Genomic DNA, 13,444 nt, shown 5'->3' on the forward strand with positions numbered 1-13,444 from the left:
ACTAAATGATTTTTTAGAGGTACTTACCCCCGCAAAAGCCAGACCCGCTCGACCCGGGGATGGCACGCATGACTAATACCCGAGAAATTCGAGGCGCTGTGCTACAGAGTTTCCGAGCTCTTTGAGGTTTTCGAAAAGCTGCCAAACGTTGTGAACTTCCGACCCGCTTTCTGTTGGCGCCTTATTCCAATCCGCCGACTCCGAGCAGGCGTTCAACCGTATCGTGATCCTTCGCCAGCTCCGATGGCGTGCCCGCCCAGGCAAGCCTGCCGCGCTCGAGGATGATGACGTGATCGGCGAAGTCCAGCGCGCTCTGGATGCGCTGCTCAACGAGCAGAATGGTCATGTCGCCTGCCTTGGCGAGCTCGGCGAAGGCCCCCATCAGCTCTTCGCAGATAACGGGAGCAAGGCCCTCGAGCGGCTCGTCGAGCAAGAGCACGGACGGGCGGCCGAGGATCGTGCGGGCGGTGGAGAGCATTTGCTGCTCGCCGCCTGAAAGCTGGCTGCCGAGATTGCGGCGGCGCTCCTTCAGGCGCGGAAACATGACATAAGCTTCTTCGAGCGCGCTTTTCGGCCGGCCCTTGAGGCCGACGAACAGGTTCTCCTCGACCGTCAGGGTTGGAAATATGCAGCGCGCCTGCGGCACATAGCCGAGCCCATGGTGGGCACGGGTGGCGCTCGGGGCCATGGTCAGATCCGCGTCGCCAAGCCGGATGCGGCCGTCATAGCGCTTCGTCTGGCCTGCAAGCGTCGCAAGCAGCGTCGTCTTGCCCATGCCGTTGCGGCCGAGGACGGCGAGGCGCTGGCCGGCGGGCGCAGAGAAGGAAACGCCCTCGAGCACTTTTGTCGGGCCATAGCCAGCGGAGAGATTTTCGACCTCAAGCGACAGGGCTGGCATGGGCATAGCTCCCGAGATAGGCCTCGCGCACGCGGGCATCCTTGGTGACGTCGACCGGCAATCCGTCGAAGATGATGGTGCCTGCCGCGAGAACGATGACGCGCTTTGCGAAACGGAAGACGAGGTCCATGTCGTGCTCGATCATCAGCACGGCAAGATCGGCGGGCAGGTCGGCAAGCGCCTGCTCGATGCGGCCGGTATCGCTTTGCGGCACGCCGGCCGCGGGCTCGTCGAGAAGAAGCACCTTCGGCTTCAAGGCGAGCGCCAGCGCGATTTCCAGCAGCCTCTGCTGGCCGTAGGCGATCTCGCCGACCTTGCGGTGCATCAGGGCCGCCAGGCCGAGTTTGTCGAGAAGCTCATCGACCTCGGCCATCACGTCGGGCATGGCAAGGAAATTTCCGAAGAGCCGGCCAGTGCGCCCTTCCCTGCGAAGAACGGCAAGGGCCACATGCTCCGCCGGCGTCATATCCTGGAAGAGACGGGTCACCTGAAAGGAGCGCACAAGCCCCCGCCGGACGCGACCGATCGCATTGACCTTCGTGACCGTTTCCCCGCTTAACCGGACTTCGCCCGAATCCGGCGGCAGGTTGCCGGTGACGAGGTTGACGAAGGTGGTCTTGCCGGCGCCGTTCGGGCCGATCAGCGCGATGCGGTCGCCGGGCGCCATCGCGAGCGACACATCGTTGGTGACAGCAAGGCCGCCAAAGGCCTTCCTGAGGTTGGAGACTTCGAAAACCGGGTTCATGGGCGCGCCTCCTTGCCGCGGGCGATATAGGCGGCGGCCGTTCCGTAGATCCCCTTCGGCGCGAAGAGCACGACGGCAATCAGCAGTGCCCCCAACATCGTCAGCCAGTGGAAAGGATTGGCGGCGGAGACGTAATCCTCGAAGAGCATGAAGATGATCGTTCCCGACAGCGCGCCGAAGAGCGAGCCGGTGCCGCCGAGCACCAGCATCACCAGCGCCTCGGCCGACTGGGTGAAGGACAGGCTGTCCAGGCCGACGACCTGCGTCGAGATCGCGTTCAGCGCACCGCCGGCACCCGCAACCACGCCCGAGATGACATACATCCTGAGGAGAGCCGCCGTCGGCGACGCCCCCATGGCACGGATGCGCAAGGAATCTTCCCGGATCCCGCGGCACAGCATGCCGAAGGGCGAGCGCACGAGAATGCGCAGCAGCACGAAGGTAATCAGAAGCAGGGCAACACCGAAGAAATAGGCGGTGTGGCCGTAGAGATCGAATTCGAAGGTGCCGAAGACAGGATCGGGCGAGATGCCGGAAAGCCCGTCGCTGCCACCCGTCCACGAGGAAGCCTTGTTGGCGAATTCATGGAAAAGGTAGATCAGCGAGATCGACAGGACGAGCTGCGGCAGCCCGTGCGCGCGAAGGATGATGGCGCCGCACAGAAGGCCCGCGGCCGCACCGCCGGCCAGACCGGCAAGCGTCATCGCCAGCGGATCGTTGATCCCGTAATGCGCCGAGAGAATGCCGGCGGCATAGGCGCCGGAACCGAACAGGGCGGCATGGCCAAGGGTTGCGATGCCGCAATAGCCGGTCACGAGGTCGAGGGACAGCACCAGGAGGGCCATCGCGATGATCCGGGTGAGAAGCGCCAGATTGTCGGGAAAGAGGATATAGCCGATCGCCGCTGCGACGGCGATCGCGGCAATGCCGGCAAGATCGCGGCTGAGCGCCCGGCGGCGGCGCTGAATGAGGACAGCCTTGTCGTTCATCGCAAGCGTCATGTCACCGCACCCGTCCGCCGAGGCCGCGCGGGAAGATGCAGATGATCCCGATCACGGCAAGATAGAAGAAGAACTCGCCGAATTCCGGCATGAGATAGCGCCCGGTCGTATCGATCGCGCCCAGAAGCAGGCAGGCAATCAGGGCGCCTGGGATGGATCCGGCCCCGCCGACGGAGACCACGACAAGGAACGTCACCATGTATCGCAGGGCGTAGTAGGGCTCGATCGGCAGCAACTCGGCGCCGACGACGCCACCGAAGGCGGCAAGGCCGACAGCGACAGCGAAGCTGACGGCATAGATGATTTCCGTGCGCACGCCGAGCGCAGCCGCCATGGGGGCATTGTCCACCGAAGCCCGCAGCTTCACACCGAAGCTCGTCCGGTCGATCGTGAACCACAGCGCCAGCGCCACGGCAAGCCCGCAGACGATCGCAAAGAGGCGGTGAACGGGGATCGTGCGGAAACCGATATCGGCTGATCCCTGCAGGGCCGCCGCAAGCGGAATTGTCTTCAGCGTCGGCCCCATGAGGTAATTCGCAATGCCGATGATGCAGAAGGTGATGCCGATCGTCATCAGCACCTGGGTGAGCTCAGGCGCGCCGTAGATCCGGCGATAGAGAAAGCGTTCGATGGGGATGGCGATGACGATGGTCGCAGCGACCGCCGCAACCACTGCCGCAGCGTAGCCAAGTCCAAGGTCACGGGCGACATAGGAGGCGACATAGCCGCCGATCATCGCAAAAGCGCCGTGAGCAAGGTTGACGACACGCATCAGGCCCATGGTAACCGAGAGGCCGATGGATATGACGAACAGCACCATGCCATAGGCAAGCGCGTCGACGGCTATGCTGAAGACTGTCTGCATGGAAATATCCCGGTGTTACGCGGCGACCTCGCCTGCCCATGCGGTTCCGGCGGGAATAGATCCCGCCGGGTCCGTCGCAGTTTCGAGGGGCCAGATATTACTTCGCGGCCGCAAGGCCCGGATCGCCCTGCTTTTCGAAGGTCTGGACTTCCTTGTTGATGTAGGTCCCGTCAGCGGCCTTGGCGACCTCGCGCAGGTAGATGTTCTGCGTGATGTGGCGGCTTTCCGGATCGATCGAAACCGGACCGCGTGGGCTCGTCCAGGAAAGCCCCTTCACGGCATCGACAGCCTTCTGCGCGTCCTGCTTGCCGCCGGTCGCCTCGATCATCTTGTAGATGACATACATGCCGTCATAGGCGCTGACGGCCGGGAAGGAAAGCTCGGCCTTGTCGCCGATCGCCTTGGCTGCGGCCTCGACGAAAGCCTTGTTCTCCGGCGAGTCGTGCGAGACGGCATAGTGGAAGGTCGTCTGGATGCCGAGCGCCGCATCGCCGAGCGCCGGCAGATCGGATTCCTGCGTCAGGTCGCCCGGGGCGAAGAACTTGATGCCGGCGTCCTTGAGGCCGTTTTCGTTATAGGCCTTGACGAAGCCGAGCGTCGTCGGGCCGGAGGGCAGGAAGGCGAAGACTCCCTGCGCGCCGGAATCCTTGATACGCTGCATGATCGGGCTGAAGTCGTTGGTGGTGAGCGGCATGCGGATCGCCTCGACCACCTGCCCGCCGGCCTTTTCGAAGCCCGCCTTGAAGGCGTTTTCGGCATCGACGCCCGGGCCGTAGTCGCTGACCACCGAGATCACCTTTTTCACGCCACTGTCGAACGCGACCTTGGCGATCGGCGTGGAGGTCTGCCAGGTGGTGAAGGAGGTGCGCACGACGAGCGGGCTCTTCGTCACGATCGCCGAGGTGGCGGCGTTCATGATCACCATCGGCACGTTGCCCTGCTTCAGGATCGGGGTGACGGCCATGGCATCCGGCGTAAAATAAAAGCCGGCGAGATACTGCACCTTCTCTTTGACGATGAGATCCTGCGCCTGCGCTTTCGACTGGGCCGGATCGGCCTGCGGCACATCGCGATAGATGATCTCGACGGTGTCATCGCCGACCTTGTTGCCGTTCATCGCCATGTAGGCGTCGATGCCGGCTTTGAAATTCTTGCCCTGCAGCGCGAACGGACCCGAAAACGGTCCGATGACGCCCACCTTGATCGTGTCGGCGTAAGCTGCGCTGCTCATGACAATTGCCGCAACGGCGGCGAGAACAAGCTTCTTCATGGTTCCTCCCCTGGATACTTGACCGGCTGGCGTGGAGCCAGCCGTGCTTGGTTTCAGTCTGTCATTCAAAACGGTAATGTAAAATGAAATAAGCCCCTGAATTCATAATTTTGCGGTGATGATTTCAGGTGCATCGGAAGTGCCGGGCCGAGCGGAAACGGTCTCCCGTTTCCTCGCGGTCGGCAGCAGACGATCTCGATCGGCGGAAGGCGGGACATCATCAATAGGCCAGCCCCACGTAGTTTTCCGCCAACGCCGTCGAGGCAGCGCGGGAATGGACGAGATAATCGAGTTCGGCCTCTTGGATCTTCTGGTCGAAATCGCTCGTATCGGGAAAGCGGTGCATCATGGTCGTCATCCACCAGGAGAAGCGGACAGCCTTCCAGACACGGGCGAGCGCACGCGCCGAATAGGCGTCGATGCCGGTGTTGGAATGGTCCTGGTAGTGTTCGACAAGGCCCGAAAAGAGATAGTGTACGTCGCTTGCCGCGAGATTGAGCCCCTTGGCGCCGGTCGGCGGCACGATATGGGCGGCATCGCCCACCAGGAAGAGCCGGCCGAAGCGCATGGGCTCAGCGACGAACGAACGGAGCGGAGCGATCGACTTCTCGAAGGAAGGTCCGGTAAACAGCGCCTCGGCATGGTGGACAGGCAGGCGCCGCCGCAGCTCGTCCCAAAAGAGCTCGTCGCTCCAGTCCTCGATCTTCTCGTCGAGGGAGCACTGGATGTAATAGCGGCTGCGGCTCGCCGAACGCATGGAGCAAAGCGCAAAGCCCCGCGGGTGGTTGGCGTAGATCAGCTCGTGATTGACGGGAGGCACGTCGGCAAGGATGCCGAGCCACCCGAAGGGATAGACCTTTTCGAAAGTGCGGATCGATTTCTGCGGTACAGCCTTGCGGGAAACGCCATGGAAGCCATCGCAGCCTGCGATGAAATCGCAGTCGATCCGATGCGTTATGCCGTCTTTTTCATAAGACACATAAGGAGAATGCCCGTCAAAATCGTGCGGCTGGACATTGGCGGCCTCGTAGACCGTCGGGGCACCGCTGATTTCGCGCCGCTCCATCAGGTCGCGGGTCACTTCCGTCTGACCATAGACCGTGACGCGCTTGCCGCCGGAGAGGCCATGAAGGTCGATGCGATGGTCCCGCCCGTCGAAGGCCAGTGAGAAGCCATCATGCGGCAGGCCTTCGGCATGCAGGCGTGCACCGGCCTTCGCTTCGTCCAGCAGGCCGACCGTGCCCTCTTCCAGCACGCCAGCCCGCACGCGGCCGAGAATGTAGTCTTTGCCCACCCGATCAAGAATGACGTTGTCGATGCCGGCTTCCGTCAGAAGCTGACCGAGCAGCAGACCCGAAGGTCCCGAGCCAATGATGGCGATCTGGGTCCGCAACCGTTTCCTCCCTGCAACCCCGCGTTTTGACAAACTCTGCCCGTTAGCGCTGGAGGCAACAATGGACATTCCAGCCGAAAAACTGCACTAATCGAACATTCGTGGCGGAGGAGACCAATGGCGAGACATGTTCCGACCTATGAGCTTTACGGCGAAAACACCGGCAAGGAGCCGTATTTTTGGCTGCATTGCGAAACGATTCCCTCTCGCAGCAGTCTCCACCACTGGGAAATCCGGCTTCATCGCCATGAGAGTTTCTTTCAGATATTGTACATAGAGGCCGGATCGGGCGATGCGATTTTTGGCGAAGTCAGCCATGCCATTCGCCCGCCTGCGGTCGTGACTGTTCCTCCGAGGCTCAATCACGGTTTCCGCTTCTCGCGCGATATCGACGGCCTGGTGATCACGATCGTGAGTTCTCAGCTCAGCCATCTGCACAGTCATCGAAGCCGTCTTGGCGAATGGCTCGCCGCACCGCATCTCACGCCGCTCGATCCAGGAAGTGCCGATGCCGCCTATGTGATGCAGACGCTCGAGCGTCTCGGCAAGGAGTATGAGGACCGCCGCAGCGGCCGGCACGAGCTGCTCGATTCCTATGTTTCCATGGCTCTGCGGCTCACGGCAAGAATCTCGCACGAAGGAAACCCAAACCACCTTTCAACAGACGAAAACGAACGCCGCATCGAGCTTCTGAACGGCATGATCCTGCAGCACTTCCGTTCCCATAAGCCGGCCTCCTTCTACGCCAAGGAGCTTGGCGTCTCGCCGACGCATCTCAACCGCATCGTGCGGTCGGTGACCGGAAACACCGCAAGCGAGCTGATTGCCGGCAAACTCATCGATGAAGCGAAACGGGAACTCGTCTTTACGCTCGGATCCGTGCAGGAGATCAGCTATCGGCTCGGTTTTGCAGATCCTGCATACTTCTCGCGCTTTTTCTTCAAGCATACAGGCGAAACGCCGCGGGCCTGGCGCAGAATGGAAAAGAGCAGGCTTGATAGAGGTTGATCTCGATTACGCGCACATCTTCCGCCAATAAGCGGCATTAGGGAAGCACTTCCCCGGGGCTGGCCTGTGCCCTGAAGCTGTCGCGGAACACGGCAAGGTCTTCCGCACTGATATCGGATATCGCCCAGAAGACCAGACCATCGCTCGACCATTCGCTCATATTGTAACCGTCGCGCGCGACGCGGCCCTGCGTCGCCGGCGCATCCGGCCATATGAAGAGATTGATCACGTGGCCGCGGGCCCGGTAGATGAGCGCCGCGACGACCTTTCCGTCGACGTAGTCGACCCTGCCTCCAATCAGGGGAAAGCCCTGCCCTGCCAGATCGACAACCGGCGGCGAAAAATCGATCTTGCCGTTGAACCAGGGCTTGACCGTATGCCGGTCCGAGGTCTGCACGTCCGCCAGGTGATCGGCAAGCAGGGAGCGGACATGGCTGGCGATAATCTGATCCTCGATGGCAGCATCTCGATGCGGTGCATTGATGAACAGAAAAACACTCGCCGCCAGTGCTGCCAGCGACGGCACGAGGCTCCATTGCCGGATAATGCGCAGTGCGCGCGCCCAGATGCCTCCATCTGCCGCGGCTGGGTTCCACCCGCTGCCCGTCACGGCATGTTCCAGTGATATGCCGCCGAGCACCCGCGCGCGCACCTCTTCGGGCATGCTCCACTTGACGCCGGGCTGGCCTACGACCCTCCGCATCGCCGCAACCCTTTCCAGCTCCGCCCCGCAGGACGCGCAACCCGCGAGATGCGCCTCGAACTGCGCGGCATGAACGGCATCTAGCTCCCCATCGACGAAGCCGTTGAGCATGACACCCCATTCGGGGCAGCCGTTCTGTTGCTCGCCGCTCATCGCTTCGCCTCGCCCTTTTCCAAGGCCAGCCAGGCATTGCCGAATTCGTCGCGGGCCCGTGCAAGCCTGGACATGACAGTGCCGATGGGCGCGTCGATGATTTCCGCTATCTGCCGATAGGAAAGGCCTTCGAGCTCCCGCAGCACCAGCACCTCGCGCATGGGATCGGAAAGAGCGCCGATCACCTGCCGCACACGTTCCGCCTCGCTTCTGCGAATGATCGACATTTCCGGCGTGTCGTCATCCGATGGGACCTGGTATGTCGCGGAATCGGCCTCGTGGGCATACGCATCCTCCGCCATCGGCACTTCGAAACGTGCCTTCTGCCGGCCATCAAGCAACCAGGCGCGATAGCAGTTCCTTACGATCGCGAACGTCCAGGCGCGCGGATCACCGCCCCGATACCCCTCGAAGCCGCGATAAGCGCGCAGGAAGGCTTCCTGAACGATATCGCCCGCCGCATCGGCGTCGCGGCTGAGAAAACGGGCAAAATTATAGGCGTCGTCAAGATGCGGGAGGATGGTTCCCCGGAACCGCTGCATCGTCTCGGTCGATGCAGCCGGCATATGCGCCGCCGCTTTCGCATCCCGCGACGATCGCTCCGTCTCCACTGACATCGTAACGGCAGCGGACACAGCCTCGACGAGCAAAGCCGCTGCCCGGATGGCAAGCGCAATCGGCCGATGGTGGCTCCATGCGAAAGGCCGGCGCTCGAAGGAGAACGGATTGATCTCAGCCTCTGTCATCATCTTCCCGGACTCCACCGCTCCGTTCGCTCGACGCACGCATAGGCATATCTTCTGCAGGCTAGATCACTCGGCCTGTTATTTTATTCCGTCCAGATACCGCTTTTTTGAGGGCCGGCAGCCGCGGTTCCTATGCCGTTGAAAAAATCTCCCATCCGTTTCATCGGCTTATGCAGATTGCCCGATATCTCGGGAATAACGGTTGAGGGTCGCCGATCTTGTTCGAACAGCGGCACCCGTTCCGGGGCTTCCGCTGACGCAGTTCACGCAACGAGAGGAGACTTGCGATGTTCACCATGACGCGCCGTACCGTTCTCAGCACCGCTGCCGCAGGGGCGGCTTTCGGTTTTGCTTCGAAACTGGAATTCGTTTCGCCGGCCTTTGCCGATAGGCCTGACGAACCAGAGGTCGGCTTCTACAGATACAGGGTCGGATCGGTCGAGGTCACCGCCGTCTATGACGGCATCTGGCGCAAGCCGCACGACCCGGCCTTCATCAAGAACGCATCGATCGAAGACACCAAGGAGGCCCTCGCCAAAGCCGGACTTCCGACCGAGTTCATGCCGATTCCGCTCACCGTCGTCGTCCTGAAGATCGGCGATCGGCTGATCATGATGGACGCCGGATCGGGCGTCGGCCAGTGGCAGGCGAACGCCACGCATCTGCCCGCCAACATGATGGCGGCCGGTATCGACTACACGAAGATCAACACGATCGCGATCTCGCATTTCCATCCGGATCATGTCTGGGGGTTGATGGAGAAAGGCACCAATGCGGCCGTCTTTCCGGATGCCGAGTTGATCGTCAACGCGGCGGAATATAATTGGTGGACGGAGCCGGGCCGTGTCGAAAAGCTCGCGGAAGGCAGAAAGCCGGCAGGCAAGCGCATCGCCGAGGTATTTCCGAAATGGAAGAACTGGAGGCTTGTCGAGGACGGCGCCGAGGTGGCGCCCGGCGTCCATATCGTCGCCGCGCCGGGGCATACGCCCGGTCACTCCGTCTATCTGGTCGATGACGGAAGTGAACAGCTGATGGTATCCGCCGACATCATGTACGTGCCGGCGCTGCTCGCTCCGCATCCGGAATGGCAGGGGGCCTACGATCAGGACGGACCGATGGCGATCGACACGCGCCGCAAGCTCGTCGACCGCGTGATCGCCGACAAGATCGCGATCTGCGGCTCGCATTTTCCGTTCCCGGGGTCCGGCACCTTCGTCAAGGACGGCAACGCCTACGGCTTTACCCCTACCATCCAAGCTTAAGAGACCGAAGGAGAAAAGACCATGAAGAGGCATATTCTGGCTGGAGCGATCATCCTGCTGGCGGCCGTCGCCGCGGTTTCGGCGGTCAAGGCCGTCCCGGCCTTTGCCGTCGACAACATCGAATCGACGACGGCACCGGATTTGACGTCGGTGCGCGCCAAGATCGCTGCCGGGGATTATCAGGGTGCGCTCACAGAGCTTCGCGGCCTTGCGGAGGATACCCAGCAGGCCGATGTTTACAACCTGCTTGGCTTTGCCCTGCGCAAAACAGGCGACTACAGGACATCGCTCACCTATTACACCAAGGCGCTGGAGCTCGAGCCCGACCACAAGGCCGCCCGCGAGTATCTGGGCGAGCTCTATGTCGAAACCGGCGATATGGCCAAGGCCAACGAACAGCTCGAACGGCTGACGAAGCTCTGCCCGAACGGCTGCGAGGAGCGCGACGATCTGGCCAAGGCAATCGCCGAGAAGGTCGCGATGCAAAAGGCGAGCAACTGACGATCAGCGAGAGCAGGCGGTGCGCCGTCTGCTCTCGCCCCCGAGGGCCGCAGTCAGCAACGGGGGCACTCAGCCCCGATGGTCGAAGAGCGTCTTGTACTGCCGTGGCTGGGATCGCAAATATTGATCTGGCGCCGCAACGGTCTCGTTGAAATGCGCAGCCGCATGCCAGGGCCACCTGGGATCATAAAGGATCGCCCGCGCAAGAGCGATCAGATCCGCGTCGCCGGTACTGACGATCGCCTCGGCCTGTTCGAACTCGGTGATCAATCCGACGGCGATCACGGGCATCCGCACTGCCGCCTTCACCTGTCTGGCGAACGGTACCTGGTAGCTCGGGCCGATCGCAATCTGCTGGTCGGCCGAAAGGCCTCCGCTTGAAACGTGAACCGCACTGCACCCGCGCGCTTCGAGCGCCTTCGCGAATTCGATGGTCTCCGAAACATCCCATCCGCCGTCGACCCAATCCGTCGCAGACACTCTCATGGTGACAGGGCGGCCGGCGGGAAAAGCGTCCCGCACGGCATCAAACACTTCCAAGGGGAAGCGCATCCGGTTTTCCAGCGAGCCTCCGTATTGGTCGGTTCGCTTGTTGGACAACGGCGATAGAAACTGATGAAGAAGATATCCGTGTGCGCCATGGACCTGAACCGCGTTCAAGTCCAGCGCCGCAGCCCGTCTGGCGGCAGCCGCGAAAGCGGACCTGACTCGCTCCAGCCCGTCGCGATCCAGCGCCTCCGGGCGATCGTATGACGGCTGGAACGGAAGGTCGCTTGGAGCAACCGTCTTCCATCCGCCGGGTTTGCCGGGAGGAATTTGGCCGCCGCCCTTCCATGGAACCTCGCTCGAGGCTTTTCGCCCCGCGTGGCCGAGCTGTATCGCGATCGGCATATCGGACCAGCGGCGTACGGAATCCAGCACGCGTCCCATGGCAAGCTCGCACTCGTCCGAATAGAGCCCGACATCGCCGTAGGATATCCTGCCTTCCGGCGTCACGGCCGTGGCCTCGATCGTCAGAATGCCAGCGCCGGATGCGGCCAGGTTGCCGAGATGCATGAGATGCCAGTCGGTCATCTTGCCGTCTTCGGCCGAATACTGGCACATGGGAGCAATGACGATGCGGTTCTTGAGGGTCAGCCCGCCGATTTCGAAAGGCGAAAAAAGTTTCGTTCCGCTCACCTGATTTCTCCAAACATTTCGATTCCAACCGTCGTTCGACAGCAAGCTGCGCTTCTACGCCCGACCGCGCAAAGGAGCAACGACACGATGCTGTGAGCGGCGATATCGACCGTAGCGCAAGCACCGGATCATTCGATGAGAAGGCGATCCCTGGCCGGCAATCAGATGTGATTGGAGAGGAAGGAAAGCGGCAATCACCGTCGCGAACGCACCCCGTTCCCTTTCGAGAACGGAGCGGCATTCATTTCAGGAAAGAAAAGCCCGCCTTGGATGGCGGGCGTTTCATTACTGCTGCGCTGGCGGGTTCGCCGGTGGCGTTGCTGGGGTCGCCGGTGGCGTTGCTGGCGCTGGCTCCGCGGCCGGCGGAGTTGCCGCTGGCGGAGTTGCTGGCGCTGACTCGCTTGTTGGCGGAGTAGCGGGCGCAGTCGACGTGGCCGGCGGTGTGGTTGTGGTCGTTTCGCCGGCGGGCGGCGTGGCTGGCGTTTCGCTTCTGCGAGGCCAGTAGATCGCTGCCAGGGCGATGATCAGAACGACAACCGCAATACCGATCCACATTGTCCATGGCGAACGACGCTCGGTGGTCGGCGTCGTACGCAGATCGGGGCCGGGTCGATTGAAATCATTTGTCATAGTAGTCCTCCTGTACACTCTGAAACTACCAAGTGCATAAAAGGTTCCATACAATGCTACGAAGCGAGACCTCGGATCCGAGAGCAGCCCGATTCGCAAGGTCAGTATACCATCTGCCCTTCTCCTCCCCACCACAAAAAAGGAGAAATTCCACAGTAGAAGGATGATTAATGTCAGCATCGCTACTGCGACGGCATCCGCCTGCAATGTTTCCGGCTCCGGCGGTAGCGTATAATTTCAAGAACCGAAGCCCGTGGAGAAAAGCATGTCCGATCAGTGGCCGATGTTCATCCTGCAATCGATCGTCATTTTCGGCCTTGTCGGGGCGCTCTTCATTCGCGCCTGACGCTTTACTGAACCTCCGCCCTTGCTCTTGGCCGCGTATCGTTGCGCTCCCACGAGAAGATGGCGCGTGGCAAGGGCTCACGCCCGCGGATGATATCCGCTCCTTTTTCGCCGACCATGATCGTCGGTCCGTTGGTATTACATGAAGGAACACGCGGCATCACGGAGCTGTCGCACACACGCAGCCCTTCCAGTCCCCTCACCTTCAGGTCGAGCCCGACAACCGCCGCGCCATCCGTGCCCATCTTGCAGGTCCCGACCGGATGGTGGTCTGTCTTGGCATTGGCGCAGCCATAGTCGAAAAGCTGCTCGTCGGTGACGACGCCGGTTCCCGGAAGCCTTTCTTCCAGCACATAGGGTTTCAACGCCGCTTGCTGCATGATCTCGCGCGCGATCTTCAGGCCTTCGAGCGACATTGCCCGGTCATGCGGGTCGCTCCAGTAATTCGGATCGATCAGCGGCCCCGCTGCCGGATCGGCGGAGGAGAGGCGAACGGTGCCGCGCGAGCGGGGATGCAGATAGGCGGAGTTCAACGTCACCCCAGCGTTCTTCAGTCTGGCAACGCCCGCCTCGATGCCGGAGCCGAGGCCGAGATGGAACTGGATATCGGGCGAACGCGCATTCGGATCCGCATACCAGAAGCCGCCGGTCTCAAACAGCGAGGATGCCACGGGCCCCGAGCGGAAGAGCACATATTGTAGCCCTGCCCAGAGCGTGCGGTGCAGCTTGGCGACGCCGTCATAGG

14 protein-coding genes are annotated in these 13,444 nt (G+C 61.8%); 4 read left to right on the forward strand and 10 right to left on the reverse strand.

Annotated elements, in window-relative coordinates; all coding sequences use genetic code 11:
* Positions 1-181: 181 nt before the first annotated feature.
* From ACPYOJ_RS17700 to pobA, 6 genes are all read right to left on the reverse strand, one after another.
* The gene (locus tag ACPYOJ_RS17700) at positions 182-898 is read right to left on the reverse strand and encodes an ABC transporter ATP-binding protein (protein ID WP_481417409.1); all 717 of its coding nucleotides are present in this window, start codon (positions 896-898) and stop codon (positions 182-184) included.
* Complete coding sequence (locus ACPYOJ_RS17705; RefSeq protein WP_481417410.1) at positions 879-1,643, reverse strand: ABC transporter ATP-binding protein; 765 nt, start codon at positions 1,641-1,643, stop codon at positions 879-881. The genes ACPYOJ_RS17700 and ACPYOJ_RS17705 overlap by 20 nt, the downstream gene beginning before the upstream one ends.
* Complete coding sequence (locus ACPYOJ_RS17710) at positions 1,640-2,644, reverse strand: branched-chain amino acid ABC transporter permease (protein ID WP_481417411.1); 1,005 nt, start codon at positions 2,642-2,644, stop codon at positions 1,640-1,642. The genes ACPYOJ_RS17705 and ACPYOJ_RS17710 overlap by 4 nt, the downstream gene beginning before the upstream one ends.
* A 1-nt stretch (position 2,645) precedes the next feature.
* Entirely contained in the window at positions 2,646-3,509 is an 864-nt protein-coding gene (locus tag ACPYOJ_RS17715) for a branched-chain amino acid ABC transporter permease (protein ID WP_481417412.1), read from the reverse strand.
* A 97-nt stretch (positions 3,510-3,606) separates the two neighbouring features.
* Positions 3,607-4,779, reverse strand: a complete 1,173-nt coding sequence (locus ACPYOJ_RS17720) for an ABC transporter substrate-binding protein (protein WP_481417413.1) — start codon at positions 4,777-4,779, stop codon at positions 3,607-3,609.
* 220 nt (positions 4,780-4,999) lie between these two features.
* Positions 5,000-6,172 carry a 4-hydroxybenzoate 3-monooxygenase gene (pobA, locus tag ACPYOJ_RS17725; RefSeq protein WP_481417414.1) on the reverse strand — a complete coding sequence of 391 codons (1,173 nt, stop codon included), beginning with the start codon at positions 6,170-6,172 and terminating at the stop codon, positions 5,000-5,002.
* Positions 6,173-6,289: 117 nt separating this feature from the next.
* On the opposite strand from pobA, the gene ACPYOJ_RS17730 reads away from it, so the two are divergent.
* Positions 6,290-7,180 (forward strand): helix-turn-helix domain-containing protein, encoded by an 891-nt coding sequence (locus tag ACPYOJ_RS17730; protein ID WP_481417415.1) that lies wholly within the window; start codon positions 6,290-6,292, stop codon positions 7,178-7,180.
* A 37-nt stretch (positions 7,181-7,217) separates the two neighbouring features.
* Here ACPYOJ_RS17730 and ACPYOJ_RS17735 read toward each other — a convergent pair whose 3' ends face one another.
* On the reverse strand, positions 7,218-8,036 hold the full coding sequence (locus ACPYOJ_RS17735) for an anti-sigma factor family protein (RefSeq protein ID WP_481417416.1): 819 nt from the start codon (positions 8,034-8,036) through the stop codon (positions 7,218-7,220).
* Positions 8,033-8,785, reverse strand: coding sequence for a sigma-70 family RNA polymerase sigma factor (locus tag ACPYOJ_RS17740; protein WP_481417417.1), 753 nt, complete (start codon positions 8,783-8,785; stop codon positions 8,033-8,035). Before ACPYOJ_RS17740 ends, ACPYOJ_RS17735 begins: the two co-directional genes overlap by 4 nt.
* Before the next feature lie 284 nt (positions 8,786-9,069).
* On the opposite strand from ACPYOJ_RS17740, the gene ACPYOJ_RS17745 reads away from it, so the two are divergent.
* Entirely contained in the window at positions 9,070-10,044 is a 975-nt protein-coding gene (locus tag ACPYOJ_RS17745; RefSeq protein ID WP_481417418.1) for an MBL fold metallo-hydrolase, read from the forward strand.
* 21 nt (positions 10,045-10,065) lie between these two features.
* Positions 10,066-10,545 carry a tetratricopeptide repeat protein gene (locus ACPYOJ_RS17750; protein ID WP_481417419.1) on the forward strand — a complete coding sequence of 160 codons (480 nt, stop codon included), beginning with the start codon at positions 10,066-10,068 and terminating at the stop codon, positions 10,543-10,545.
* A 69-nt stretch (positions 10,546-10,614) separates the two neighbouring features.
* Here the strand turns inward: ACPYOJ_RS17750 and ACPYOJ_RS17755 are convergent, their stop codons facing one another.
* Positions 10,615-11,724 (reverse strand): NADH:flavin oxidoreductase/NADH oxidase, encoded by a 1,110-nt coding sequence (locus ACPYOJ_RS17755; RefSeq protein WP_481417420.1) that lies wholly within the window; start codon positions 11,722-11,724, stop codon positions 10,615-10,617.
* Between the two features lie 92 nt (positions 11,725-11,816).
* Here ACPYOJ_RS17755 and ACPYOJ_RS17760 point away from each other — a divergent pair, with 92 nt between their 5' ends.
* The gene (locus ACPYOJ_RS17760) at positions 11,817-12,140 is read left to right on the forward strand and encodes a hypothetical protein (RefSeq protein WP_481417421.1); all 324 of its coding nucleotides are present in this window, start codon (positions 11,817-11,819) and stop codon (positions 12,138-12,140) included.
* Between the two features lie 564 nt (positions 12,141-12,704).
* Here ACPYOJ_RS17760 and ACPYOJ_RS17765 read toward each other — a convergent pair.
* Positions 12,705-13,444, reverse strand: a 740-nt coding sequence (locus ACPYOJ_RS17765; protein WP_481417422.1) for a GMC family oxidoreductase, incomplete at its 5' end; no start/stop codon positions are given.

This window comes from Rhizobium sp. SVR5-9E, assembly GCF_056755095.1.